Raw genomic sequence first — 24,658 nt, 5'->3', positions numbered from 1 at the left:
TCCGATCACCGTTTCCGATCGGAGGATTGGCTGGCGGGGGTGCCTCAGATTGCCAGGCGAAGGACCCCGGACCGTACCCGGATCGATAGGACGCTTACCCGCCCGACGGGCCGGCCATCGACCTCAACGACCGCCGGTCGATCGAAAGTGGCCTGGATCGCCGCAGTCCGTTCCTGCCGGATCGCTGGGTGGGGCACGTGCACGCCCCGGCTCAAGCGGCGCCAGGCCGCCGGGACCTGACCAAGCGGTACCGAGGCGTCAAGGACGTCGAGTAGCCCGTCGCCGGGGTGGGCCCGGGGTGCCACATTCCAGCCGCCACGATGGGCGGCGTTGGCGGCCACCCACCAGCGACCCGGATGACGATTTGGGCGGACAACCAGATGGGCCACGAATCGGTGCAGGCGTCCATCTAGGAGTGCCTCGCCCACGTCGACGTCCACCAGGGTCGCTTCGCCGCCCGGTCGTGCCCGGCCCCGCCCACCCAGGGTCCGGCAGAGGTCACCGTCCGTCAAGGCCACAACCGGGCCGGGCAGCGCTCCTACGTCGGGCCTCTCTCGGAGGATGCCAGGCAGTAGGTCAGCGAGCTCACCATCGGATGAGGCCGTGAGGGCGTCGCTGGGGACCGGGCCGACCACTCCCCAGTCCTCGCCACGTACCACTCCCATCAGATGGGCGGTTCCGAACTTCCCTCAGAGTCCACCCTGCCCGAGGACATGGCGATCACCCCACGGTCGATGCCCTCCTGGGCCTCGAGTGCCGCTGCGGCCACCTCGGATCCTGCGGTCGCCGCGACCTGTCGGAGGAGATCAGCCACTAGACGTACGTTTCGCACGAACTCGCCAGCTGGGAGATCATCGTCAAGGACGTCACCCAATTCCGCTCCACCCGCCCACGCGTGAACGCAGTGGGCGAATCCCGGGTCCGGCAGATCCGCTGGCTTCAGTCCGGCCGCTATCTCGGCGGCGGCCACCACCCCGGCCAATTCGGTGAGTCGGTCGAAACAGTCGGGAAAGGGAGCAGAAAGCCGAACCGTCGAAGGGGCACCCGGCCCACGCTTTCGGTAGGTGAGACAGGAGACGACCGCCGCAGTCATCGAGGGGCTTAGGCCCCGAAGGATTCCTGCGTCGAGGACCTCGGCCACTAGCAGGTCGGCCTCATTGTGGATCTGGGTGAGTGGCTGGCCGCGCTTAGTCAACGACCATCCATCAACCATTCCCCGTGCCGACAGGACGTCGAAGGCGGCATCGAACCGTGCGGTTAGGTCACTCTCAACGTCAGCCGGTCGATCAGCCTCGCGAGCGAGATCGCGTTCAAGCCTGAGCAGTCGTTTCCGATCGCCGGCCAGACCCGGGGCCCCATTCGTCGCCACAGCCCTGGCTGTCCTATGTGACGGGTCCACGGCGAAGTCGGATAGCCGACGCGCCACTTCGCGACGGAACTCACGGTCGTCGGGCACGAAAGGTGCAGGGAGCTCCATCTGGCCAACCAGTTCCGGATCACCGACTAGATCGTCGCCATCGACGGAGCCGTCCGACAACACGCTCGCCCGACCCTCCTGGCTGAGGGTACGTACCCGGATCCGCCCGCCGCCCCGATTGGCCACCGACAGGACCACATGGGCCAATCCATCGTCGGGCACGACGATGTCGCCGGGGCGGAGTACAGCAGCCGAGACAAGCTTGCCCCCTGCCTGCGCAACCGGTGGCCGTGCCTCGTTGTCCAGACGCCTACGGATCAGCGCTGCCTCGTTGTACTTCTCCGAGTTTCGACGCAACCTCGTGGCCATTTGGCGGTCCATCTGAAACTGGGCGAACGATCGCGTCAGGAGGTCCACGGCTTGTACCCGTGTCCGGCCCTCGACCATGTTGGCCACCATGTTGTAGGTCGGCCGGAACGCCGATCGAAGGACGAAGTCCCGGCTGCCGGCCAGCCCGGCCACGCGATCGAAGGGCACGAAGGGTGACCAGCAGACCAACGCATGGCCTTCGACGTCTAGGCCACGCCGTCCGGCTCGTCCCGTCAGCTGTGTGAACTGGCCGGGCGTCAGAACCTCGTGGGTCTCGCCGGTGAACTTGGTGAGGCGGTCGATGACCACAGAACGCGCCGGGAGATTCACCCCGAGGGCCAGTGTCTCGGTGGCGTAGACAAGTTTCACGAGACCGGCGACGAAGAGTTCCTCGGTTACTTCCTTAAAGATGGGTACAAGGCCAGCGTGATGGGATGCGATGCCCCGACGTAGCACATCGGCCCAATGGTCGACTCGCAATGCCGCCCGGTCCGATTCCCCCAACGACTCCAGGCGCTCAGCGATGTGAGCGTCGACGGCTTCCGCCTCGCGATCATCGTTGAGAACCAGGCCGTCGCGGACCACGGTGTCGCGGGCCTCGTCACAACCGGCTCGACTGAAGATGAAGTGGATTGCCGGGAGCAGGTCGGCGCCCGCCAACTCGGACACCACCTCGTTTCGCCGAGGCGGAACCCAGGGTCCACTCCTCCCCCGGCCACGGTGCCTGCCGCCGGACTGGCCCCCGGAGGAGCGACCATTCTGATCGAAGCGCCGCCCGACCGGGTTGGGCTTGCCGCCATTGACCAGCAGAGCTGTCCGATGGACCTTCCGGCTCGCACCATGGCGACCACGCTCCGCCACCAGGTAGTGAGCCCGGAGACGGACTGGACGCCGGGTCTCCACGATCACGTCGGTCGGCCCTCGTACCGACGTCACCCAGTCGCCTAACTCGGCGGCGTTGGAGACGGTGGCCGAGAGGGCCACGATGCCCACGGTCGGCGCCAGATGTAGGAGGACCTCCTCCCAGACCGCCCCCCGGTACGGGTCTTCCAGAAAGTGCACCTCGTCGAGTACCACCCAGGCCAGGTCGTCCGTGGCTCTGCTCCCGGCATAGAGCATGTTGCGAAGGACCTCGGTGGTCATCACGACCACCGAGGCGTCGGGCGCCACCACCTGATCACCGGTCATCAGACCCACCCGGTCCAGTCCAAACATCTCACCCAGGTCACGGAACTTCTGGTTGGACAAGGCCTTGATGGGTGTCGTGTAGAACGCCCGACGGCCAGCTGTCAGCGCTGCCTCGACGGCATGCTCGGCCACCACTGTCTTGCCGCTCGATGTCGGAGCTGCCACCAGAACCGAGCGCCCGGCATCCACGGCAGCGATTGCCTCCTCCTGGAAGCGATCCAGTGTGAATCCACGATCGATGGTCACTCCGCCCTCCGGCGGTTTCGTAGCGCGCCGATCAGGATGGCCACTTCGTAGAAGAGCAACATCGGTACCGACAGGACCATGAGGGTGAACGGATCGCCGCTGGGAGTCAGGACCGCAACCAGCGCCACGATCCCGACCACGGCGTAGCGGCGGGCCTGGCGTAACGCGGCCGGAGTCAGGATGCCGGCGAGCTGCAGACACACCAGCACCAGGGGGAACTCAAACCCGATCCCAAAGGCCAGCGTCATCTTCACCACGAAACTCAGGTACTTGGCCGGCGAGAAGACGCTTACCAGGTCGGGACCTCCGATTCCCACGAGAAAGTCCAATGCCCTGGGAATGCTCCAGTAAGCCAGCCAACAGCCTCCGACGAATAGCAGCAACCCACTGGCCACGAACGGAATGGCCCACCGGCGCTCCCTTGTATGGAGGCCGGGCGCGATGAAACGCCACGACTGCCACAGAAGCACCGGCATGGCAAGACCCACGCCGCCGTATCCGGCCACCATCATCCTCACGGCGAATGGTTCAAGGGGGTCAGTCACCAACAACTCGCACCCATTGCCGAACATGGCCGGGTCGGCCAGGCCCTCACGGAGACGGCAGTAGGGCTCCAATAGGAGGTGCAGAATCTGCGGGTACAGCACCCAGCAGACAACCGTTCCGACCAGCACGGCGGCCACCGACCGGAGGAGGCGGTTTCGTAGCTCCTCGAGGTGGGCGACCAGGGGCATTCGGCCGTCGACGTCAGCCACCGGTCAACGGTTCCCCGTCATCAACGGACCCGTCATCAACGGACCCGTCATCAACGGACCCGTCATCAACGGACCCGTCATCAACGGACCCGTCATCTAGAGGTCCGTTAACTGATGACTGTCCTCCGGTTACACGGTGCCCGCGCTCACGCGCCAGAGCTTCGATCGACGGGTCTTCCACTAGGTCGCGAAGCTCCTCCTGGAACCCACCAGCCATCCGTCGGAGCTGGCCGACGACCCGGCCCACCTGTTGGACTACCACGCCCAACCGGGAGGGCCCGAGCACCAGCAACCCGAGGATCAGGATGACGAGGAGTTCGCCGCTCCCGAGATTGCCCATAGGGACCAAGCCTAGGCGTCGCCCACGGAGGCACCGATGCCCGCCATGATGTTCCGGTGCGCATCGTCCAGCCCATTCTCTTCGCTCATCGGGGCGGTAGGGCCCACGCCCCGGAGAACACCTTGGATGCCTTTCGACTGGCCGTCCGTCTCGGGGCAACCGGTTTAGAGAGCGATGTGTGGTGCACACTCGACGGGATCCCGGTGCTCCACCACGACGGCCGGGTGGGTCGGCGTCCAAGGCGACGCGACATCTCGTCGTTGGATGTCGCCGAGCTGCCTGATGACCTCCCGACACTGGCCAACCTCCTGGCAGAGATCGATCCAGACCTACCTGTCTCGCTGGACGTCAAGGACCCGCTGGCCGCCGCCGCCACTATTCGTCTGGCAGCCGAGTACGGCGGAACTGCCCGCCTGTGGCTCTGCCACCCCGACCATGCCCTGTTAGCGACCTGGCAAGACCTCGACTCACAGGTACGCCTCGTGCACTCCACCAGCGTCAACCGGATCAACACCTCCCTTGAACGTCATGCGGTCGACCTGGCGGCTTCCGGCGTAGACGGGATCAACCTTCCCGAGTCGGATTGGTCTACCGGACTGGTTGCGCTGTTCCGGCGCTTCGGCCTTGCCTGCTTCGGTTGGGACGCCCAGCATCGCCGGCAAATCGACCGTCTGGTGAACCTGGAGCTCGACGCCATCTACGGCGACCACGTAGACCGACTAGTGGATGGCCTTCGGAGGGTTCACCCAGACTCCTGATACCGGTCCCCTAGGGCCCTCAGAGTCTGTCGAGGCTCCCGGGTGGCCAGACCCGCACGAACGCCCTGCCGGTGATCGCGCTGATCGGGACGGGTCCAAAGAATCGGCTGTCCCGTGAGTTGCCCCGGTTGTCACCCATCACGAACACGTGGTCGGCGGGCACGGTGCACTGGTTGCTCACTTCCGAGACGCACCAGGGCACCACGCCCATTCCCTCGGTCATGTCGGAGGTTGTCAGGTATGGCTCCAGGAGCAGCCCGCCATCGATGGTCACCCGTCCCGCATCAAACCGAACCGTCTCGCCCGGGAGTGCGATCACCCGCTTGATTAGGTCGTCGATGCCGTTTGTCGTCGCCCCTCTGGTGGGGTGGAAGACCACCAGGTCGCCCCGGTTCACGTCGTGCAGGCGATAGCTCACCTTGTTCACGATGATCCGATCCCCCTTTGAGAGCGTCGGCTCCATGGAAGGCGACGGGATGTAATAGGCGCCGAACAGGAAGGTTCGTACAACGATTGCCAGGATCAACGCACCGGCGAGGACAGATCCCCACTCGATCAGTGCCCGACGTGCCCCCGCTCCAGCGCCAGGAAGCTCCAGATCCACCGGCGGCGGAGGTGCCGAGTGCGGCGGGTCCCCTGGCACAACGAACGTGTCGGGAAACGGTGGATCAGACAGAGCGCCGGGAGCCGCCCTATCGGCAAGGTCGGCGCGAGTCACCAGGGCCGGACGACCGGTCGTGTCGGAGAGCGGTTCGTTAGTCGGATTCTCCTGGCCACCAGTTGTTTTCGACTCTCCGACCGGCTGGGGAGGCTCGGCGTTTCCAGCTGATCGGGCTTTCGCCCGGGCCAGAAGGTCATCAGTCCAAACCGACGGACTGCGTGGCGACCCTTGGATCTCGTCGGTCTCGTCCTTCTCGGCGGGCACGGGACGAATCTAGCGTCCACCTGTCAGGCGTCGGTGGCGGCCGTCCGTCATCCCCGGCGGTAGCGGGCGAGGATCCGGTTGGCGGCCGCCTGTCGGAGATCGTCTCCGAGTCCGTCAGGTGCAGCCACGACCCGGGCCGCCTGTCCCAGCCGGAGCAGCAGGCGTTCCAACCATCGGGCGGCGGCTACGGGCAGGACGACCTCCACGCCATGCTCCAACTCTCGGATTCCCCGATTTGGGTACTGGTCAAGCACCCAGCGAACCGACTCATCCAACTCAAGTACAACCTCCGGGATGCTTCCGTCGGTCGGGATTCCGTCCATGGAGTCCGCCACGTCGCCGGGCGGTGTAAAGGTTTCATCGACGAGGACAGCACTCCGGACCCTGTCTAGCCGGAACACCCGGGGGGCACCGGCCAGGCGACAGTTCGCTGTCAGGTACCAGAAGCCGTCGTAGAGGCAACGGTGGGGTTCGACCACCCGGGTCGTCTCCTCGTCCCGTCCGTAGGAGTGGTAGGCGATCTCGACGCAACGTCCCTCGGTGATCGCATCCTGGAACACCTCGAGGTGGCCGTCCGACGACGATCGGAGTCGGACCTCCACCGCATCGGCCTCGGTTCCTAGTGCCACCGACAGCTTGGCTACCGCTCGGGCCAGCGGACCCATCGCGGCATCCGGGCCATCACCGTCCGACAGTTGGGTGGCAGCAGCGCGACCGGCCGCCACCGCGGCAGCCAACTCGACCCGGTCCACGCTTAGGGGTCGACCAAGCAGGTCATTACGGTTCACCCACATCCGACCATCGGCCACGGCGACGTCGAACACCAGGTCGCCATAGAGCCCGTATCGATCTCCGGTAACGAAGTTGACCACCTCGGTGAGGTCGGCCACCAGATCCTCGACGGGGTAATCGAAGTCGACCGACAACTTCTCGATAGAGGCGCCGTTGGATCCACGGGACTCCACCCACGGGATCAGATTGAGGAGTCGAGCCACCCGGTCGGCGGCGTTCAGGGAGCTCACAACTGTCCTCTGCCACCAGCCGCCGCGAGTCCCTCGAGCCACGCCACCATGTCGTCGCGAACCTCGGGTGGGTCGAGGATCTCTGCGTCGTCGAGGAAGGTGAGGACGAACGAACGGAAGGCAGCAACGTCACGAACCTGTTCAGTGATGACTACCGAACCGTCCCCGGATGGCTCAACCTCGGACGACTTGCCCAGGAAGCCGCCCAGCCATGCCGCGTGGCGACCATCGACCCGCACCCGCACGGGTATCGGCTCACCGGGCGGTCGCCCGTCAAGCCAGTCCGTCGCACCGGCGAACCGCCATGCGTGGTCGACCTCTACTTCACGAGTCACGCCTGGTGGATCGAAGGACTCGTCGGACAACGAGACGGCTCCCTGGATCCGATCGCTTCGGAACTGTCGGACGTCGTCGCGGAGCCGGTCATGGCCGGTCAACTGCCACCGGCCCTTGGCGAATACCAGGCGATGGGGCTCGACGGCCCGCTCCTCACCCCGATAGACGAAGGACACCACCCGCCGCTCGGTCACCGCCCGCATGAGCGTCCGCACGTCCGGGCCTCCAGGTACATCAGTCCCGGCCAGATTCGCTCCACCCGCCAGCCCGGCATCACTGTCACCCAAGAGCCAGATGGGCGTTCCGGGCCGCTCCGGGTCGATTCTGACGACCGCGGTAGCCAACGCCAAACTGGTGGACTCATCGGGATCGAGGGTCGGCAGGTCGACGCCGAACGCCTCCGGGTCGATCCGGTAGCCATCGATCGGAGGTTCTGAATCGGGGGCTGGTGCGCGGACCAGCTCGATTCCTAGCGCCCGCAACTCGTCCTTGTCGCGCTCAAAGGTTCGGCGGAAGGCAACGTCGTCGGCCGCGTACGCGCCAGATGGCAGGGTGTCACGGATCTCATGGCGGGTCAGCGGTCGCGCTGCCTCAAGGAGCACGGTGATGAGGTCCAGGAGACGCTCCAATTTCCCCATCTCGGCCACGGCCTGACCCTACGCCTACTACCGACATAACGCCCGTAGGGCTAGCCCACGGACGAGCAGCCGTGGCCTCAGAGCGACTCGATGAGCTTGGCCACCCGGTCGTCCTCAGAGCGGAACGGGTCCTTGCAAAGCACGGTCCGCTGGGCCTGGTCGTTCAACTTTAGGTGCACCCAGTCCACCGTGAAGTCCCGATGCCGTTCCTTGGCCCGGCGAATGAAATCGCCACGGAGTCGGGCCCGGGTGGTGAATGGCGCCTCCTCCACTGCGGTGGCAATCTCCCGATCAGTCGTGATCCGCTCCATTAGCCCGCGGTCCTGCATCCGGTAGTAGAGGCCACGACGTCTATCCACGTCGTGGTACTGCAGATCCAACAGGAGCACCCGGGGGTCCGATAGGGCCAGTCCGTGCCGTTCCCGGTAGGCATCCACCAGGTGGTACTTGGCCACCCAATCGCACTCCCGGTCCAGACTCAGTGGATCCTTCTCGATCCCGTCGAGGCAGTGCTCCCACATCGCGAGCACCTGGCTCTCCTCGGAGCTCATCTCGCGGTGCTGAGCGAATCGGGCCGCCCGGTCAAGGAACTCCCGCTGGATATCCAAGGCGCTCATCTCGCGGCCGCTGGCCAGACGGACCGGCCGCCTGCAAGTCAGGTCGTTGCTGATCTCTCGGATGGCCCGGATCGGGTTTTCCAAGGTCATGTCCCGGAAGACCACGTTGGGTTCTTCCAGCATCCGCAGGAGCAGTCCACACGCTCCAACCTTCAGGAAGGCGGCGTACTCGCTCATGTTGGAGTCGCCTACGATCACATGCAGTCGACGGAATCGCTCGGCATCGGCGTGCGGCTCGTCGCGGGAGTTGATGATGGGGCGGGACCGCGTCGTAGCGCTCGAGACGCCCTCCCATATGTGGGCGGCCCGCTGACTGATGCTGAAGCCCGCCCCGCCGCGGGCATTCTCGAAGATCTTCCCCGCCCCGGCCCAAATCTGGCGGGTAACCAGGAACGGGATGAGTACCTCGTCATACTCGGCCTGCTCGTCACGTCGGGTGGTCAGGTAGTTCTCGTGGCAGCCATAGGAGTTGTTGGCCGAGTCGGTGTTGTTCTTGAACAGGTAGACATCTCCGTCTATTCCCTCTTCGCGGAGCCGATCCTCGGCGCTGGCAACCAACTGTTCGAGGATCCGTTCACCTGCCTTGTCGTGGGTCACCACCTGGCGAACTGAGTCACATTCCGGCGTGGCGTACTCGGGGTGGGATCCGACGTCGAGGTAGAGCCGGGCACCGTTCACCAGAAAGACGTTGGAGCTACGTCCCCACGAGACCACTTTCCGGAACAGGTAGCGGGCCACCTCGTCGGGGCTAAGGCGCCGGGAGCCTTCCACCGTGCAGGTGATGCCGTACTCGTTCTCGATCCCGTAGATCCGACGTTGCACGTGGTCTCCGACCGGTCAGTTTCGGGATCCGACAGGCCGCACCACGATGCTCCAGGCCCAGCTCACGCCAGAAGGCCGTCCAGCTCGTCGCCCTCGATCCGTCGGAATGCACGTCGCCTGTTGGGGCGGGCCAACACCGCCACTTCGAGGTCGTCGGCCGACAGGCTCCGCTCCGGTCCGGCCAGCGCCATGACGGCGGCGTTAACCGCCACCGTGAGAGCAGAGTCGCGAGACCAAGTCTCTTCGAACCGACCACGAATGGCATCGGCCTCGCCGCCGATCACAGCGAAGGTCCGCATGTCCATCACCGTGCCGTCATAGAGCAGGTGGAAGAGTTGGTCGCCGTCGGGCTTCTCGCCCATCTCGCCGACCAACATCTCTATCTCCAGAGGCTTGGGTTCGTGGGTGAAGTACCCGCCGAGGGTCTCCGCGTAGAGGTTCGCCAACGAGCGGGCGTCGACATCCTCGCGGCTGTACGTGTAGCCCTTCAGATCGGCATGGCGCACGCCGCCCTTGCGAAGACTGTCGAACTCGTTATAGCGACCGACACCCACGAAGCCGATGCGGTCGTAGATCTCACTGACCTTGCGAAGAGTGTTGGATGGGTTCTCTGCACACAGCAAGACTCCATCGGCAAAAGTGCAGCCGATGGCGGCACGTCCCCGGGCGATGCCCTTGCGCGCGAAATCCGCCTTGTCCTTCATTACCTGTTCGGGCGAGACGTACATCGGCATACTCATGATGAGGGGTCCCCACCGGTCTGGTTGCCGATCAACGAGTCCAGCAGCGCGGTGGTCCGGTCAGCTACCCGTTGGTCATCGAGGCGCTCGAAGCCCGCTGCGGTGATGCTGGCCACCACCGGGTAGATCCCCCGGATCGGATCAGGACCACCAGTGGCACTGTCCTCGTCAGCGGCCTGAAAGAGGGCCTCTACCACAACGTCCACCGCCTCGTCCTCGGTCATCTCCTCGCGGTAGCGCAACTTGACGACAGTCGAGGCGTGCAACATCCCCGAGCCGGTCGCAGCGTGGTCGCGTTCCTCGTAGCGACCACCGGTCACGTCGTACTGATAGAGCCGTCCGGTGTCGTGTCGGTGGTCGTATCCGGCGAACAGCGGCACCACTACCAGGCCCTGCATGGCCAACGGCAGGTTGGCGCGAAGCATCTGGCTGAGCTGGTTGGCCTTCCCGTCCAAGCTCAATGCCTTGCCCTCGACCTTTTCATAGTGTTCGAGCTGAAGTTGAAAGAGGCGCACCATCTCCATGGCAATGCCGGCCGTCCCGCTGATGGCCACGCCGGAATGCCGATCGGCGGGAAATACCTTTTCGATGGAGCGGTGGCTGATGAAGTTGCCCGACGTTGCTCGTCGGTCGCCAGCCATAACCACCCCGTCGATGTGGCGTACCGCCACGACGGTGGTGGCGTGCGGTGCCAGTCCGGGCTCGACGCCTGCCGGCACGCGTAAGGACTCGGTCGGCCCGAGGCCCAGGTGGCCCAGCAGCCCCAGGAAACTAGGCCCCGGATCGTCCTCTGGGCGGAAGAGCGGCAGGTTCACGAGCCCTACTCGCCACCCTTCTGGATGTAGCTCTTCACGAACTCCTCGGCGTTGGTCTCCAGCACCTCGTCGATCTCGTCAAGCAGGTCGTCCAACTCGCCTTTCAGCAGTTCACCGCGCTCGGTCGCACCAGGTGCTGCTCCCACCTCTTCGACCACCACCTCGTCGGTCGACTCCGCCTCTCGCTGGCGCCGTTCCTGTTCAGCCACGGATACACCTCGACTCGTTCTCCATCGGTCTCGTCCGATCAACCGCCATCAGGCAGACAGTCGGTCAAGCAGTTCTTCCACCGTCTCGCAGGTGTCGAGGAGCGTACCCACGTGTTCCTCAGTACCACGGGAGGGCTCCATCATGGGCACCCGACGCAGGGCATTGTCGCCGACGTCAAACACCATCGAGTCCCAATTGGCGGCCACGATCTGATCGGGCCACCGAGCGAGACACCGTCCCCTGAAATAGGCACGGGTATCCTTGGGGGGCGTGCGGGTCGCCAGCCGGGCATCGGCCGGGTCGACCAGAGCCTCGGCCCCCAGCCGGGCGAAAAGCGAACGGTCGGGACGCAGGTCGTGGTACTGGAGGTCCACGGCGGCCAGCTTCAAATCCGACGGTCCCAGACCGTGACGGTCTCGCACGCCCTCCACCACCCTCCGCTTGGTCACCCAATCCACCTGGCCTGCCAGTGACCCGGGGTCGGACTCGAGGCCGGCCAGGACCGCTTCCCACCTTCGGACAACCGCGTGGGCGACCGACCCGCCAACCATGTCCGGGCCCCGCTCGTCGAGGTACCGGCGGGCCGCCTTCAAGAGCTCCCATTGAACCTCGATCGCCGTGGCAGTCCGACCGTCGACGAGCTCCAATGGGCGAGCAAGCGAGAGATCCCACGACACGGCCTGCATGGCTCGCACCGGATCCACGACAGCCAAGCTGGGATTGATCATGTCTTCCTCCACCATGGCCAGGACCAGGGCGGTGGTCCCCACCTTGAGGAAGGTCGCCACCTCACACAGGTTGGCGTCGCCCACGATCACGTGAAGGCGGCGATAGCGCAACGGGTCGGCGTGTGGCTCATCGCGAGTGTTGATAATGGGTCGCTTCAACGTCGTCTCGAGACCTACCTCCTCCTCGAAGAAATCGGCCCGTTGGGTGAGCTGGAACGGCACGTAGTCCCGGTCACGGAACGGCAACTCGCATCCCACCTTGCCTGCCCCGGTAAAGACCTGCCGGGTCACGAAGTGCGTGGTGGCGTGCTGGACAATCCGACTGAACGGCGTGGACCGGTCCATCAGGTAGTTCTCGTGGCAGCCGTAGCTGTTGCCCTTGCCATCCGAGTTGTTCTTGTACACCACCAATTCCTGGCCGTCCGGAAGCACGGCGTTGGCGGCGTCCATTGACTCAATAAGGATGTGGTCTGCCGCCCGATCTTGGAGCACGATCGAGAGCGCGTCGGCGCACTCGGGTGTGCTCAACTCAGGGTGGGCGTGATCCACGTAGTAGCGGGCACCGTTTGTGAGGACCGCGTTGACGAGATGGGTCTCAATCTCGGGCGCCATGGCGTCCAACGGAGTGAAACCACGGAGGTCCACGGCAGGCGACTCGTCGACGAAGTCCCATCCCACCCGGGGGGACCCCGGGCCGCTCCCCGGCTCGGCCCGCTGACTCAGGTAGGCGTTGATGAGTAGAGAGGAGGCACTGATCGGATTGGGGTCAGCCACACCGCGGTGGACAATGCCGTACTCCGTCTCGATGCCGAGCGTCTTGGGAACAGGCATGGTCCAGCGGTCGGCAACCTGGTCCAGGGCGTAGGCCCTAGAGGTACTGCCCGGTGCCGACGCCTTCGATGGCCCGACCACCGGACTCGTCGGTCTTCTTGGAGACCAGGGTCCGCACGTATACGATCCGCTCCCCCTTCTTGCCAGAAATCTTGGCCCAGTCGTCGGGGTTGGTGGTGTTCGGTAGGTCCTCGTGCTCCGTGAACTCCTGACGAACTGACTGCACCATGTCCTCGGTCCTAATGCCTCTCGGTCCCCCGGCCAACTGGCGCTTGATGGCCAATTTCTTGGCCCGGCGAACGATGTTCTCCACCATGGCCCCCGAGGAGAAGTCCCGGAAGTGAAGGACCTCCTTGTCGCCGTTCTGGTACGTCACCTCGAGGAAGCGGTTCTGTTCCTCGTCGCTGTACATCTCGGCCACAGTCTCGTCGATCATGGCCATAGCCGCCTTATTGCGGTCGCCGCCACCGACCGTCTCGATCAGGCCCTCGTCGATGGGCAGGTCACCCACTAGGTAGCGGGAGAAGATGGCCGCAGCAGCCGTAGCGTCCGGACGCTCGATCTTGATCTTCACGTCGAGCCGGCCGGGCCGCAGAATGGCTGGGTCAATGAGATCCTCTCGGTTCGACGCTCCGATCACGATCACGTTGCGGAGCGTCTCCACACCGTCGATCTCGGCAAGCAACTGGGGCACGATGGTCGACTCGATATCCGAGCTGATACCGGTTCCCCGCGTGCGAAAGAGGGATTCCATCTCATCAAAGAACACAATGACTGGCCAGCCCTGCTCGGACTTCTCCCGAGCCCGCTGGAAGACCAGACGGATCTGGCGTTCGGTCTCGCCGACGTATTTGTTCAACAGCTCCGGACCCTTGATGTTCAGGAAGTAGCTCCGGGCTTCCTCATCGCCGGACACCTCGGAGACCTTGACGGCCAGAGAGTTGGCCACCGCCTTGGCAATGAGCGTCTTTCCGCAGCCCGGAGGCCCGTACAGCAATATTCCCTTGGGTGCCGGCAGGTCGTACTCGGCGAAAAGGTCCTGATGCAGAAACGGCAGCTCCACGGCGTCCACGATCTGTTCGATCTGGCGATCCAGTCCGCCGACGTCCTCGTAGGAGACGTCTGGGACCTCCTCGAGTACCAGGTCCTCGACTTCGGGCCTAGGAAGGGTCTCCAGGAGGAGTCCAGAACGCGGGTCCATCATCACCGAATCACCGCTACGGAGGCCACTCCCGAGCAGCTCGTCGGCTAGCTCTGCCACACGTTCCTCGTCACCCCGACCGACCACCACGGCCCGCTGACCACCGGCCATGACCTCCTTGACGGTCACCACCTCGCCGGTGCTGTCGTGCGTTCGGGCCATGACGATGCTCATGGAGTCGTTGAGAACAACCTCCTGGCCCGGGTGGAGGCCGTCAACCAGTTCAGGGTGGATGCCGACGCGCATCTTCCGGCCGCTGGAGTGCACATCAGCCGAACCGTCGTCATTTAACTGCAGCACCGTCCCGTAGGCCGACGGCGGCTGGGAGAGCTTCTCGACCTCGTCGCGCAATATGGTGATTCGCTCTCTCGCCGCCTCGATGGTGGCCGTCAACTTCTGGTTCCGAGCATTGGCACGGGCCAGCTCGCGGCTGGCGTCACGGGCTTCCGACTCCAGGAGGTGGATCTGGCGGGGCGAGTCGACCAGACGGCGACGGAGCTCGGCGACCTCGCGTTCCAGGCCCTCTCGTTCCGAACCCTCGCTCTTGCAGGCCGCAGGGTCCACGGGAACACCACTTCCCGTATTCCCCGGGTCGTCGTCGGCTGACTCCACCTTGATCTCGTCCACGAGGCGACCCTAGCCCCGGCCTCCGGAGCGGCCAGTGCCAGCGGTCACCCCGGCCAGAAGGGTGCATTACGACGCCCGGGGGGTAGGTACACTCTCGTCAGTCCCGGTGGTCTTCGCCACGTGGGATGAGGTCGGTCCCCCCGGCCTGGCCCCAGCACTTCGGCACGGTCGACCGTGTCCACAGAGAGGAACCTCACCGACGATGAAGGTCTGGATCGACCAAGATCTGTGCACCGGCGATGGCCTGTGCGAGGAAATCGCCCCTGACGTATTTGCCCTCCTGGACGACGGCCTGGCCTACGTGAAGGACGGGGACAAAATCCTCAGCGACCCGGGAGGTGCCGAGGCCGTGGTGCCCGTGCCCGCCGGGCAGGAAGAGGCCACCATCGAGTCGGCCGAAGAGTGCCCCGGAGAGTGCATCTACATCGAGGTCGACTGACACCGGTTCCCGTGATGGCAGGCCGGCGGACTGCCTCCGGCCCGTGAGCCCCGCATTTCCTGCACTCAGAGTGATCTCCCTGGCCAGCGTCCCTTTCCTTGGGGCGATCTAGCTCCTTAGGGCGATCTAGGACCTGGATCCCTGTACCCAGGTTCGGAATCGGGCTAGTTGACGCATGGCCCGGCCGGCTCCGGGCTCGACCGGACCCGCTCAAGAAGGATTTGCAACGCGTTGGACTGGACGGCGTAGGCCACCGGTGACCCACCACGGGCCCGAGAAAAGGTGATGCCGACCACCCGCCCGGCACCGTCTACCACGGCGGCGCCGGAATGCCCTACGACGACCGTCGCTGCGAGAATGAGGGCGTCGCGCCCGTCGGCCTCTCGACCATAGATGTCAGCCCCTGTCGCTCGGATCCGTCGGGCAATACCTGCAGGAACAAGCCGCGGGCCCGTCGACTCGTGGACCAGCATGGCGCCCACTGTCCCAGCAACCGCCTCGCCCAGCGCAAGGGGGAGGGGCATCTTCCCGTGATTCACGGGAGCCAGGACGGCGAGGTCGGCCACCGGATCGAAGCCAACCACTCGGGTGGCCACCTCTGCACCTTCGACAGTCACCACCGGTGCCGCGATGCCAGCCACCACGTGGGCACTGGTCGCCACCAGGCCACCAGCAACCACAAAGCCTGAGCCGACCTGTGCCCGACCACAATCAAGGCCACGGACACCGACAATCGATTCCGACAGGCGGACCACCAGGGCGTCGGACAGGCCGTGACCCACCGGTGGTGGACCCACCTCGGACGGGTCGACGACCACTGATGGATTCTGGGTCGGGCGGTCAGCGACCGACCCTCCGACCGCGACAAGGGTGATCGTCAGAGCCGCTGCCAACGTCGCCACCACCGCCGCCATCAGAGCCAGTCGAGCGACCCTCGGTCGGGCAACTCGCGGACCGGTCACGGAACCAGTAGGCGAGCATGGGTTAGAAACGCCGTGTGGGCCACCATCCGGTGATCCGGTCGGACGGCATCGCCGTCCACATGCCAGGTGCGGTTCAGCACCTCAACCGTCTCCGCAAATCGGAACCCGTACTCGTCCAGCACCGTACGGAAACGGGTGGCCTGCACGATGCTCGGCGTGTAGGCCACGATGATCCCGCCAGCGTGGAGCGCCTGGGCCGCGTGGGGAACGACCTCCCACGGCTCCGGTAGGTCGAGGATCACCCGGTCGTAGTCGCTGCCTGAGATTCCCTCATACGCGTTCCGCATCTGGACGTCATACCGACCGAGAGCATCGTCGCCCAGCATGGTGGTGACGTTGGCCACGGCACGGGCTGCGAAGTCGTCGCGAATCTCATGGCCGGTGACCACAGCTCCAGCCCGGAGAAGAGTCATTGACAATGCGCCCGAGCCCACGCCCGACTCCAGAATCCGGGCCCCGGGGAATACGTCCGCCAGCATCAAGAGCGGTCCGAGGTCTTTCGGGTAGATGACCTGTGCTCCTCGCGGCATCTTGAGCACGTAGTCGGCCATGGTCGGGCGGAAGGCGGTGAACATCGAACCCCGGCTTGACCGCAGGACAATGCCCTCGTCGGCGCCGAGGATCTCGTCGTGGGCGATCACCCCGGTGTGGGAATGGAACTCCGCCCCAATCTCCAGCTCAACCAGGTAACGACGCTGCTTCCGGTCGACCAGGAGGACCTGGTCCCCCACCACAAACTGGCGGATCATGGGGCTTCCTCCAACAATGTGCCCCCATCGGCCATCGACCCCCTGGTGGGACTGAGCGTCACCGGGACCCCGCTGTCCTCATTGCCGGAGCCGCAAGTCCTGTCAGGGTGGGATCCACCGGCCCGTTCCAGGAGTCGGCAAAAGGCACACACCTCGCCGCCCGATGGCGCACCACATTGGATGCACACGCCGACCGTGACGCTGCTCCCGTCGGGGAACTCCTCGGCCGTCGGGGCAAACCGGTCCACGGCCCGACTCAGGAAACCGGAGTAGAAGGCCTCCTTGGAACCCGGAGACTGTTCCTCGATCGCGTTTAGGGCCTCCTTGTAACCGAGGTGTTTGTTGCCCAAGGCCATCGGGCACTCCTCGACCACGTAGTCGATCCCCCGCAGAACGCAGTAGGCCGCCATCTCTCGTTCGCCGAGACGGACAAGTGGTTTGACCTTCTTCGGGAATCCGGCCCCAGCAGGAAGGACCGGTCGCTGGCGACCCAGGTATTCGTCCTGCCATCGCAGGACATTGCCAAACAGAACCGCCGCCTCGTCGTCGAGGTTGTGGCCGGTGGCTACTGCGTCGTAGCCGCCACGTCTCGCCGCATCATCGAACAGGTGTCGTTTGGACATCCCACATGCGCTGCACGGCACCCGACGAGCGGCCCGTGCACCATCGGGAACGTTGAAGCCGTAGTCCCCCGGAAGGTCCACCACCTCAAGTCGGAGACCCCGTTCCTCAGCAAACCGACGGACGTAACCCTCCGATGATTCGCTGTAATCCCCGATGCCCAACCCCACGTAGAGCCCATCGACCTCGTACCCCAGCTTGACCAGGATGTCCCAGAGGGCCAGGGAGTCCTTACCGCCAGAGGCGGCCACCAAAACGCGGTCACCTGGGGTCAACATGTCGTGCTTGTCGATGGCCTTGGCCACCTGATCGCGACAAAGCCGCAAAAAGTGGTCGACGCAGAAGTTGGCGTTGTGGCGTCGGATATCAATGACCGCCGGCTCCCGACACACCCGACACTTCATGAGGTGCTCCCGCTCGACCGGCACCCACTAACGGCGCCGCCGGAGATCACCGACCGGATCTCGACCTTGTCGTCGTCGGCCAGCATGGCGTCGCCAGGCACCAGAGTGCCGTCCCGGATTACCAGTACCGACTCACGGTTCAACGAAAGGCGAGCCAGCAGGGCGGTCACCGCCATGGGCCCATCGAACTCAACGGTCCGGGTCGGGTTACGCAACTCAACCTGCATCACTCCGCACCCGACGAGCCGTCACCGACCGGAAAGCCGACCAAGGACGGTGATGACCTTGATGCATCTCCTGAAAGGTGGCGGATCTCGAGTGCCTCGCCCGCCCTGAGACGTTCGCGAAACACGACGGGCCGGGGTCGACCAGCACGCCGAAACAACTGCCCGACCACACCCACCACCAAGACGATCTGCCAGGCACGTGAACCCCCGATCAAGCCACGCCGAACGGCGTTGGCCAGCAGGCCCGACCTCAGGCCTCCCGGTAGCCCGACCATCAGATCCGACGTACCTCGACCACCGTGGACCGTCGCTGACCGGCTCGCCGGCCGACCAACCAGGCCACAGCAACGACCGACACGACCACCACTACCGCGCCGGTCAGGAACAGAGATCGACGTTCTGCCACCCGGTCTTCGGTTCCGACGACAGTGGCCCGCAGTTCGGCCTCCAAATCGTCCCTGGTTATCCGCTCATCAGCCATCAGCGATCGTCCGCTCCGCCGAGTGAAGCGCTATCAGAGACGCGCGATCCGAGTAGTGCAATCGTGGCTATCAGCGCCAGGGCCACGATCAAGTAGGGCGCCCAAGACCAGGATCCCTCGAACGCCGAGCATCCCTGCAGAAACCGGAGAGCACCAATACCGACCAGAACCGCCCCGGCGCCCATCAAGACTGATCCTGCGGCACCAAAGCCGAGGAACCGGCCCAGAGCACGCAACGGTTCGACCGTCTCCTGACGCACGTAGCGCTTGAGGATGTCCGGAAGGTCGCCGGACTTCGAATCGGAAGCCATGGGCCATCCACGCTACCGGCGAGCCTCCACTCCGGCCCCGTCGCCGTCCAAGCACCCAGAGCCGCCGGACTCCACTCAGAAGTCGTCGAGTTGCCCTGCGAGTCGAAGGTCGACCACCTCACGGACCTCATTCACCAGATGGCCAAGCAAGGCCAGACGTTCGGGGGCCCGGTCGCATTCGAGAAGTCTCTGACGATCATGGACCGAGATGGGCGCTAGGGCCGCCAACTGCAACGCACCCAGTGCCGGGTCGTCGGCCACCTCGAAGGTCGCATCGGCTACCGGTTCGCCCAACTCGCTGAGAGCTGCAAGGACCCTCCTCATCGTCCTGATGAGTTCCTGGAACGCCGACCTACTGGTCGGCGTTCCAGGCGTATCTGGCATCGGGGTGACCTCGGCCATCGGATACGGGTCATCGTCCAGCCACGTCTGGACCCGGATGCGCTGGAGGCCGACGGCTGCTACAGACCAACGACCGTCCGGCGCCTGCCGAGCTTCAATCACCCGGGCCCGGGTCCCGACGTCACAGCGTTGCTCTCCGCCGCCGACCTCGCTCCCCCGGCGGATCAGGACAACACCGAACTCTCGATCCCCGGCCATCAGGTCAAGAATCAACTGTCGGTAGCGGTCCTCAAAAATGTGCAGAGGCAGGAACCCGGAGGGCATTAGGACGGCGCCCAACGGAAACATCGGCAACCGTCGAACCTCGCCCACCGTCACCCCCCCGAGGTCTCGGCCGCCACCGAATCGGCTGTCGCAGGATTCAGCAGAGGGCGGGGCGACAGCAGGTCGACTACCGGCCCCGACGGATAGGAGAGCATGGACAGGACAACCTCCTCATGAAGGTCCCGGATTTCGTACGGCAACTCGCCGTTGCTGATCAGGGCAAAGGCCAGCCGTCGGCCGCCCGGGGTGTCGATCACGCCGGCCAAGCTGCTCACCCCCCGCAGCGTCCCCGTCTTGGCCCTCACGCGACCCTCGCCGGCGGTCCCCACGAACCGCTTCTTCATCGTGCCCCGGTCGCCGGCCACCGGTAGGGCGTCCACCAGGACCGATCCCACCTTCTGATCGTCGAGGATGCTCGCCAGTAGTCCGCAGGTCAATCGGTTATCCGGGTCCAGTCCACTCCCATCATGTGGAACTACCCCTTCCACGGGGTGGCCGGCTGCCCCAAGGGCATCGAGGAGCACAGAAAGGCCCCTGACGGTCGTTCCCCTGTCGGTGGGCGTGTGGCCCATCTCCTTGATCAACAGTTCTGCGGTGGTGTTATCACTCTCAACGAGCATTTGTTCGACTAGCAGGCGCACGGGCACGGAGTCCAGGGAGGCCACCGTGCGCCAGCCGGGCGCACCAGGCACCGTGCCGGAATCCACGCGGCCCCGTATCACCACGCCCCGAGATTCGAGATGGTCATCGAACAGCCGTGCCGCCAGGATGGCCGGGTCATCAGAGGGCACGCTCAATGAGGACGCCGGATTGACCGCGTCCCAGTTCGTGAAACCGTCATCCACCGAGAGCGCGCTCAACGGACCCGACTGGATCGACCAGCCGGGCTTGAATCGATCCGGCCACGTCCCTAGGTAACGGATGGCGTCGTACCGGGACTCATCTCCCACCACCGAACCCTGAACCTCCCGAATCCCCGAGGCCACCACGGCGTCAGCTAGATCAGCCAGGTCGGAATAGGCAAATGGATCATCGAAGCGGTCGGCATAGGGGGTCGTCATCAGCAGTGGATCTCCACCACCGACTAGCCAGAGATCCCCGAGCACCACGCCGTCGACCGATGGTTCCTCGACTACCACCTTGGTGGTGAGTACCGAATCGGGACCCAGGACGTGTAATGCGGCAAGGGCGGTCAATAGCTTTTGGGTACTGGCCGGGGCCATGGGTGTCAACGACTCCAGAGAAACGAGGTCTAAGCCGTGCTCGGCCACCGCAAGGCATGTCCCTGGTGGAAGGGCCTCCACCGGGGCGACGAGCTCTTCACGGAGGCGCCGTTCCGCGGTAGGTGACTGCAGGAACTCCGGAATCCTCCGCACGGACAGCGCCGGGGTATCAACCGATGCAGGCGACCTCGCCGGGGGAACGATCTCGGAGGCCGCTATGGCACGGTTTGTTCTCTGGGCCTGGAGGGCGGACAACACAGTGATGGTGAGCAGCAGGAGTGGGAGTACGAAGCGCCGGTTCACGGAGCAGCATGCTACGACTCGAACCCTTGAGCGACGGGGCGCTCTTTGAGCTGGTTATCAGGAGCGCCAGACATCGTTCCGAGATCCTGACGTCCTAGGTTCACCGTATGCAGATCCTCGCCGCACTCTTCTTCGAGGGCATCGACCTCCGGTCGGTGGCCGGCGGAGCGACCCATATCGACCTGACCGGCATCCAGTTCAGCGCCTCTTCCCCCACGGAGCCACCGGTCTCCTGGGCCCCGCACCTGATAGTGGTCGTGCGCTGCCCCGATGACCACAGCGGCCAGGGCGTACTGGAGGTGGTCTTCAGCCGTGACGGCGCGCAGGTGGCCCGCAATGTCCAGCCACTATCGGTGGAACCCGGCCGCTTCGGCTATCGCCTGGTCCGGGCGGAACTTGAGTTCGCGGAGTTCGGGACCGTCGAGGCGGCGTGTCGGGTCGACCAGGGACCGGCCACCGTCGTGCCCTTCACCCTGCTCCCCCCTCCCGGCCCCTCGGCCTGAGTTCCATGGGCTCATACGCCACTGTGGTTAGCCAGCACCCAGACACAGCGGTTGCCGTAGCCGAGGTGATCGGCCAGAGCCTCGAGCGCATCGGAAGTCAACCGGGCCTAGCGATCCTTTTCGCTTCTGGTGCACATGCCGGCGAGGCACCCCGCATCGCTAGAGCCGTCCGACATGGTCTCTCCCCGACCGTCCTCCTTGGTTGCACAGCAGGTGGAACACTGGCAAACCGCCAGGAGATCGAAGAGGGCCCATCCATTGTTCTGTTCACGGCCAAGATCGACGGTACGCGCCCACTTCGCCTCGACAGTCCCCGCCTTCCCGACGACCTGCCCACCGGAAGTGCCGTCGTACTGATGGGTGACCCATTTAGCTTCGATGCTGCGACGCTCGCAGCATCGGTGCGTCCGGACCTCACCGTGGTGGGGGGATTGGCATCAGCTTCGGCCCGCCCGGGTGGAAACCACCTCGTCTTGAATGACGCCACGTTCACCACTGGTGCGGTAGCTCTTGTCTTACCCGTAGGTGTCGATGCTCGGGCCGTGGTGGCCACTGGGTGCCGGCCTGTCGGCGACCCCATGGTGGTGACCGACTCCGAGGGCAATCGCATTCTGAGCCTGGCAGGGCGACCAGCCCTGGAACGCCTCGCCAGGTTGATCTCCTCAGCGGACGAGGCGGACGCCGATCGGATCCGACGGGGGGTCCACCTGGGGGTCGTCTTCGACGAGCACCGCGAGGAGTTCGGCGCCGGGGACTTCCTCATCCGATCGATAGTCGGGACGGACAAGGCCGCTGGTGCCCTCGTCGTAAGCGACATCGTTCCAATTGGGACCACAGTGCAGTTTCAGATCCGGGACGCCGAGGCGGCCAGCGCCGACCTCGAAGATCGCTTGTCAGACCTATCGGCCGGCGCCGCCCTGGCCTTCACCTGCAATGGTCGAGGAAGCCATCTCTTCGGTCTTGCCGGTCACGACGCCGACCACCTGGTCGACAGGCTCGACACCACAGCTGTAGCCGGCATGTCGTGTGCCGGTGAGATCGGACCCATCGGAAGCGTCCACCACATGCATGGCTTCACGGCTTCGGTCCTGCTCCTCGACGCGGTCGCCGAGGGGACCTGAGGCCGCGGATAAGGTCCGGACCGATCCATTCCAGCAGGGCCTCCGCGGCCGAAGGTGAGAGTGATGACGGGCGCTCCAGAGCAAGCGATCGACGACGAACGTCGAGCCATCGACGTGGTTCGGAGTCTGGCCATGGACGCGCCCCACGCCGCTCGTTCGGGGCATCAGGGGACCGCCATGGCCCTGGCCCCGCTAGCCCACGTGCTGTGGACCAGGGTCCTCACCTACGACGCAGACGATCCGTCGTGGCCCGACCGCGACCGGTTCATCCTTTCGGCCGGCCATGCATCGATCCTGTTGTACTCGATGCTGCACCTGACTGGTCACGGCCTGACTCTTGATGACCTCCGCGAGTTCCGCCAATGGGGGTCGGCAACACCTGGCCATCCCGAGGTCGGACATACGGCCGGTGTCGAGGTCACTACCGGCCCTCTCGGTCAGGGCATTGCCAACGGCGTCGGCATGGCTATTGCAGAGCGCAACCTCCGGGCCCGCTTCGGAGCGGAGTTGACCGACCACCACACCTTCGTGGTTTGTGGAGACGGGGACCTGGCAGAGGGCATCAGTCACGAGGCAGCATCCCTCGCCGGCCACCTGGGCCTCGGTCGCCTGATAGCCGTGTACGACGACAACCACGTGACCATCGACGGGCCGACCGAACTGGCCCTGTCCGATGATGCTCCGGCTCGCTTCCGCTCCTACGGATGGCATGTCATCGATTTAGGGGAGGCTGCCGAGGACCTCGACGCCATGGAGGGCGGCATCCGTGCCGCCATGGCCGTCGACGACCGTCCCTCACTTGTAGTACTGCGGAGCCACATTGGTCATCCGTCGCCCGACGTAGACACCTCGGCGGTGCATGGCTACTCCCTCACCGATGACGCCATCAGCGAGACCAAACAGCGCATGGGCCTACCCGACGAGCCCTTCCACGTACCCGATGACGTGGCGACTTTGTATCGGGCGGCAGGGCGCCGGGGTGCCGGCGTTCGGACCGAATGGAAAGCCCGTCTGGCCGCAAGTGACATCGACCGCTCCGTGTGGAACGCCGCGTGGGCTGGCGGAGGCGTCGACGGCTGGGCCGATGCCCTCCCCACGTGGGAGGTAGGCACTGCAGTGGCTACCCGGAAGGCCGGCAACGCCTGTCTTCAGGCCCTTCTCGACGTGGTCCCCGGTCTGATCGGTGGCGGTGCAGACCTAACCGGAAATACCGGCACCACGATTTCGGGCCACGGAGTCCAGGGGCCAGAGTGCCCCGAGGGGCGTCAGCTCTTCTTCGGGGTGCGGGAGCACGCGATGGGCGCCATCTGCAACGGCCTGGCCCTCCACGGTGGAATGCTCCCGGTCAACGGCACGTTCCTCGTGTTTAGCGACTACATGCGAGGCGCCGTGCGTCTGGCCGCCCTCTCGGGAGCAAAGAACATCTTTATCTGGAGCCACGACTCGGTGGGCGTCGGCGAGGACGGACCCACCCACCAACCGGTCGAGCACGCTGCAGCCCTGCGGACCATCCCGGACCTTCGGGTGATCCGACCCGCCGATGCCAACGAGACCGCCGGAGCTTGGCGGACGATCGTCGATGGGGCCGGGCCGGCTGCCCTTCTCCTGACCCGCCAGGACGTACCGGTGCTTTCCGGCACCGGCGATCACGCGGCGGTGGCCAGGGGCGGCTACGTATTGGCTGAGCCCGAGGGTGCACCCGAGGTCATCTTGATCGGGACCGGCAGCGAGGTCTCCGTGGCGATGGATGCCGCTGACACCCTGACGACGGCCGGTCGATCCGTGCGAGTCGTGTCCATGCCCTGCATGGAGGACTTCGCCAACCAGGACAGCGCCTACCGGAACTCAGTGTTACCGGGTGGCGTCCCCACCTTGTCGATAGAGGCTGGTGTGACGTTCGGCTGGGACCGCTGGGCCGACCGCTGCATCGGCATTGACCGCTTCGGCGCCTCAGCGCCCGGCGGACGGGTGATAGCCGAGTTGGGCATCACCGCTGAGGCCCTGGTCGCCGCCGCCACCGAACTGCTTTCCACCTAGCCCGC

The 24,658-nt window shown here is 65.2% G+C and carries 26 protein-coding genes; 5 read left to right on the top strand and 21 right to left on the bottom strand.

The features are described 5' to 3' along the window. Positions 1-44: 44 nt before the first annotated feature. Genes QF777_06785 through QF777_06770 form a run of 4 tightly spaced genes read right to left on the bottom strand, consistent with a single transcriptional unit; the run spans position 45 to position 4,315 of the window. Positions 45-665, bottom strand: coding sequence for a hypothetical protein (locus QF777_06785; protein MDP6911258.1), 621 nt, complete (start codon positions 663-665; stop codon positions 45-47). Next, the gene (locus QF777_06780; GenBank protein ID MDP6911257.1) at positions 665-3,220 is read right to left on the bottom strand and encodes a DEAD/DEAH box helicase; all 2,556 of its coding nucleotides are present in this window, start codon (positions 3,218-3,220) and stop codon (positions 665-667) included. The genes QF777_06785 and QF777_06780 overlap by 1 nt, the downstream gene beginning before the upstream one ends. Continuing rightward, complete coding sequence (tatC, locus tag QF777_06775; GenBank protein ID MDP6911256.1) at positions 3,217-3,975, bottom strand: twin-arginine translocase subunit TatC; 759 nt, start codon at positions 3,973-3,975, stop codon at positions 3,217-3,219. Before tatC ends, QF777_06780 begins: the two co-directional genes overlap by 4 nt. Then, a complete protein-coding gene (locus tag QF777_06770; protein MDP6911255.1) occupies positions 3,968-4,315 on the bottom strand; it encodes a hypothetical protein in 348 nt (115 codons plus the stop codon). Before QF777_06770 ends, tatC begins: the two co-directional genes overlap by 8 nt. A gap of 56 nt (positions 4,316-4,371) precedes the next feature. Between QF777_06770 and QF777_06765 the strand changes: the two genes are divergently transcribed. Continuing rightward, the gene (locus QF777_06765; protein MDP6911254.1) at positions 4,372-5,073 is read left to right on the top strand and encodes a glycerophosphodiester phosphodiesterase; all 702 of its coding nucleotides are present in this window, start codon (positions 4,372-4,374) and stop codon (positions 5,071-5,073) included. A 19-nt stretch (positions 5,074-5,092) separates the two neighbouring features. On the opposite strand, the gene lepB is transcribed toward QF777_06765, so the two are convergent. The 9 genes from lepB to arc form a co-directional block, all read right to left on the bottom strand. Further along, on the bottom strand, positions 5,093-5,998 hold the full coding sequence (gene lepB / locus QF777_06760; protein ID MDP6911253.1) for a signal peptidase I: 906 nt from the start codon (positions 5,996-5,998) through the stop codon (positions 5,093-5,095). A 47-nt stretch (positions 5,999-6,045) separates the two neighbouring features. Beyond that, positions 6,046-7,020, bottom strand: coding sequence for a WYL domain-containing protein (locus QF777_06755; protein MDP6911252.1), 975 nt, complete (start codon positions 7,018-7,020; stop codon positions 6,046-6,048). Beyond that, a complete protein-coding gene (locus QF777_06750; GenBank protein ID MDP6911251.1) occupies positions 7,017-7,994 on the bottom strand; it encodes a WYL domain-containing protein in 978 nt (325 codons plus the stop codon). Before QF777_06750 ends, QF777_06755 begins: the two co-directional genes overlap by 4 nt. Positions 7,995-8,071: 77 nt before the next feature. After that, on the bottom strand, positions 8,072-9,433 hold the full coding sequence (pafA, locus tag QF777_06745) for a Pup--protein ligase (GenBank protein MDP6911250.1): 1,362 nt from the start codon (positions 9,431-9,433) through the stop codon (positions 8,072-8,074). Between the two features lie 62 nt (positions 9,434-9,495). Then, positions 9,496-10,173: a proteasome subunit alpha gene (gene prcA, locus QF777_06740; GenBank protein ID MDP6911249.1), complete on the bottom strand. Its 678-nt coding sequence runs from the start codon at positions 10,171-10,173 to the stop codon at positions 9,496-9,498. After that, entirely contained in the window at positions 10,170-10,988 is an 819-nt protein-coding gene (gene prcB, locus QF777_06735) for a proteasome subunit beta (GenBank protein MDP6911248.1), read from the bottom strand. Before prcB ends, prcA begins: the two co-directional genes overlap by 4 nt. A gap of 5 nt (positions 10,989-10,993) precedes the next feature. Next, complete coding sequence (locus QF777_06730; GenBank protein ID MDP6911247.1) at positions 10,994-11,197, bottom strand: ubiquitin-like protein Pup; 204 nt, start codon at positions 11,195-11,197, stop codon at positions 10,994-10,996. 48 nt (positions 11,198-11,245) lie between these two features. After that, on the bottom strand, positions 11,246-12,757 hold the full coding sequence (gene dop, locus QF777_06725) for a depupylase/deamidase Dop (protein ID MDP6911246.1): 1,512 nt from the start codon (positions 12,755-12,757) through the stop codon (positions 11,246-11,248). 37 nt (positions 12,758-12,794) lie between these two features. Further along, a complete protein-coding gene (arc, locus tag QF777_06720) occupies positions 12,795-14,585 on the bottom strand; it encodes a proteasome ATPase (GenBank protein MDP6911245.1) in 1,791 nt (596 codons plus the stop codon). A 202-nt stretch (positions 14,586-14,787) separates the two neighbouring features. On the opposite strand from arc, the gene QF777_06715 reads away from it, so the two are divergent. Beyond that, positions 14,788-15,024 carry a ferredoxin gene (locus QF777_06715; GenBank protein ID MDP6911244.1) on the top strand — a complete coding sequence of 79 codons (237 nt, stop codon included), beginning with the start codon at positions 14,788-14,790 and terminating at the stop codon, positions 15,022-15,024. 164 nt (positions 15,025-15,188) lie between these two features. On the opposite strand, the gene QF777_06710 is transcribed toward QF777_06715, so the two are convergent. The 8 genes from QF777_06710 to dacB form a co-directional block, all read right to left on the bottom strand. After that, positions 15,189-15,986 carry a trypsin-like peptidase domain-containing protein gene (locus tag QF777_06710; GenBank protein ID MDP6911243.1) on the bottom strand — a complete coding sequence of 266 codons (798 nt, stop codon included), beginning with the start codon at positions 15,984-15,986 and terminating at the stop codon, positions 15,189-15,191. After that, complete coding sequence (locus QF777_06705; GenBank protein ID MDP6911242.1) at positions 15,983-16,756, bottom strand: tRNA (adenine-N1)-methyltransferase; 774 nt, start codon at positions 16,754-16,756, stop codon at positions 15,983-15,985. Before QF777_06705 ends, QF777_06710 begins: the two co-directional genes overlap by 4 nt. Beyond that, entirely contained in the window at positions 16,753-17,805 is a 1,053-nt protein-coding gene (locus tag QF777_06700; GenBank protein ID MDP6911241.1) for an ATP-binding protein, read from the bottom strand. Before QF777_06700 ends, QF777_06705 begins: the two co-directional genes overlap by 4 nt. After that, a complete protein-coding gene (locus tag QF777_06695; GenBank protein ID MDP6911240.1) occupies positions 17,778-18,008 on the bottom strand; it encodes a MoaD/ThiS family protein in 231 nt (76 codons plus the stop codon). The genes QF777_06700 and QF777_06695 overlap by 28 nt, the downstream gene beginning before the upstream one ends. Before the next feature lie 274 nt (positions 18,009-18,282). Then, complete coding sequence (locus tag QF777_06690) at positions 18,283-18,489, bottom strand: hypothetical protein (GenBank protein MDP6911239.1); 207 nt, start codon at positions 18,487-18,489, stop codon at positions 18,283-18,285. Continuing rightward, positions 18,489-18,800: a hypothetical protein gene (locus QF777_06685; GenBank protein ID MDP6911238.1), complete on the bottom strand. Its 312-nt coding sequence runs from the start codon at positions 18,798-18,800 to the stop codon at positions 18,489-18,491. The genes QF777_06690 and QF777_06685 overlap by 1 nt, the downstream gene beginning before the upstream one ends. Before the next feature lie 75 nt (positions 18,801-18,875). Then, positions 18,876-19,490, bottom strand: a complete 615-nt coding sequence (locus tag QF777_06680; protein MDP6911237.1) for an LON peptidase substrate-binding domain-containing protein — start codon at positions 19,488-19,490, stop codon at positions 18,876-18,878. 26 nt (positions 19,491-19,516) lie between these two features. Continuing rightward, entirely contained in the window at positions 19,517-20,992 is a 1,476-nt protein-coding gene (dacB, locus tag QF777_06675; GenBank protein ID MDP6911236.1) for a D-alanyl-D-alanine carboxypeptidase/D-alanyl-D-alanine-endopeptidase, read from the bottom strand. A 107-nt stretch (positions 20,993-21,099) separates the two neighbouring features. Here dacB and QF777_06670 point away from each other — a divergent pair, with 107 nt between their 5' ends. The 3 genes from QF777_06670 to tkt all read left to right on the top strand — a co-directional run bounded on the left by QF777_06670 (position 21,100) and on the right by tkt (position 24,653). Continuing rightward, on the top strand, positions 21,100-21,495 hold the full coding sequence (locus QF777_06670) for a hypothetical protein (protein MDP6911235.1): 396 nt from the start codon (positions 21,100-21,102) through the stop codon (positions 21,493-21,495). Between the two features lie 5 nt (positions 21,496-21,500). Further along, positions 21,501-22,616 (top strand): FIST N-terminal domain-containing protein, encoded by a 1,116-nt coding sequence (locus QF777_06665; GenBank protein ID MDP6911234.1) that lies wholly within the window; start codon positions 21,501-21,503, stop codon positions 22,614-22,616. Between the two features lie 63 nt (positions 22,617-22,679). After that, positions 22,680-24,653: a transketolase gene (gene tkt, locus QF777_06660; GenBank protein MDP6911233.1), complete on the top strand. Its 1,974-nt coding sequence runs from the start codon at positions 22,680-22,682 to the stop codon at positions 24,651-24,653. The last annotated feature ends 5 nt before the right edge of the window (positions 24,654-24,658 follow it).

The sequence above is a fragment of the Acidimicrobiales bacterium genome (genome assembly GCA_030747595.1).
GTDB lineage: Bacteria > Actinomycetota > Acidimicrobiia > Acidimicrobiales > MedAcidi-G1 > UBA9410.
Note: the sequence above shows the minus strand (reverse complement) of the source record. Positions and strands in the feature narration are given on the sequence as shown.

Bases quoted from the DNA above. Each gene is read 5' to 3' on its own strand.
- QF777_06785 (MDP6911258.1), bottom strand. From the start codon at position 665: ATGGGAGTGGTACGTGGCGAGGACTGGGGAGTGGTCGGCCCGGTCCCC.
- QF777_06770 (MDP6911255.1), bottom strand. From the start codon at position 4,315: ATGGGCAATCTCGGGAGCGGCGAACTCCTCGTCATCCTGATCCTCGGG.
- QF777_06750 (MDP6911251.1), bottom strand. From the start codon at position 7,994: ATGGGGAAATTGGAGCGTCTCCTGGACCTCATCACCGTGCTCCTTGAG.
- prcA (MDP6911249.1), bottom strand. From the start codon at position 10,173: ATGAGTATGCCGATGTACGTCTCGCCCGAACAGGTAATGAAGGACAAG.
- dop (MDP6911246.1), bottom strand. From the start codon at position 12,757: ATGCCTGTTCCCAAGACGCTCGGCATCGAGACGGAGTACGGCATTGTC.
- QF777_06715 (MDP6911244.1), top strand. From the start codon at position 14,788: ATGAAGGTCTGGATCGACCAAGATCTGTGCACCGGCGATGGCCTGTGC.
- QF777_06705 (MDP6911242.1), bottom strand. From the start codon at position 16,756: ATGATCCGCCAGTTTGTGGTGGGGGACCAGGTCCTCCTGGTCGACCGG.
- QF777_06695 (MDP6911240.1), bottom strand. From the start codon at position 18,008: ATGCAGGTTGAGTTGCGTAACCCGACCCGGACCGTTGAGTTCGATGGG.
- QF777_06690 (MDP6911239.1), bottom strand. From the start codon at position 18,489: ATGGCTGATGAGCGGATAACCAGGGACGATTTGGAGGCCGAACTGCGG.
- QF777_06685 (MDP6911238.1), bottom strand. From the start codon at position 18,800: ATGGCTTCCGATTCGAAGTCCGGCGACCTTCCGGACATCCTCAAGCGC.
- QF777_06680 (MDP6911237.1), bottom strand. From the start codon at position 19,490: ATGTTTCCGTTGGGCGCCGTCCTAATGCCCTCCGGGTTCCTGCCTCTG.
- QF777_06670 (MDP6911235.1), top strand. From the start codon at position 21,100: ATGCAGATCCTCGCCGCACTCTTCTTCGAGGGCATCGACCTCCGGTCG.
- QF777_06665 (MDP6911234.1), top strand. From the start codon at position 21,501: ATGGGCTCATACGCCACTGTGGTTAGCCAGCACCCAGACACAGCGGTT.
- tkt (MDP6911233.1), top strand. From the start codon at position 22,680: ATGACGGGCGCTCCAGAGCAAGCGATCGACGACGAACGTCGAGCCATC.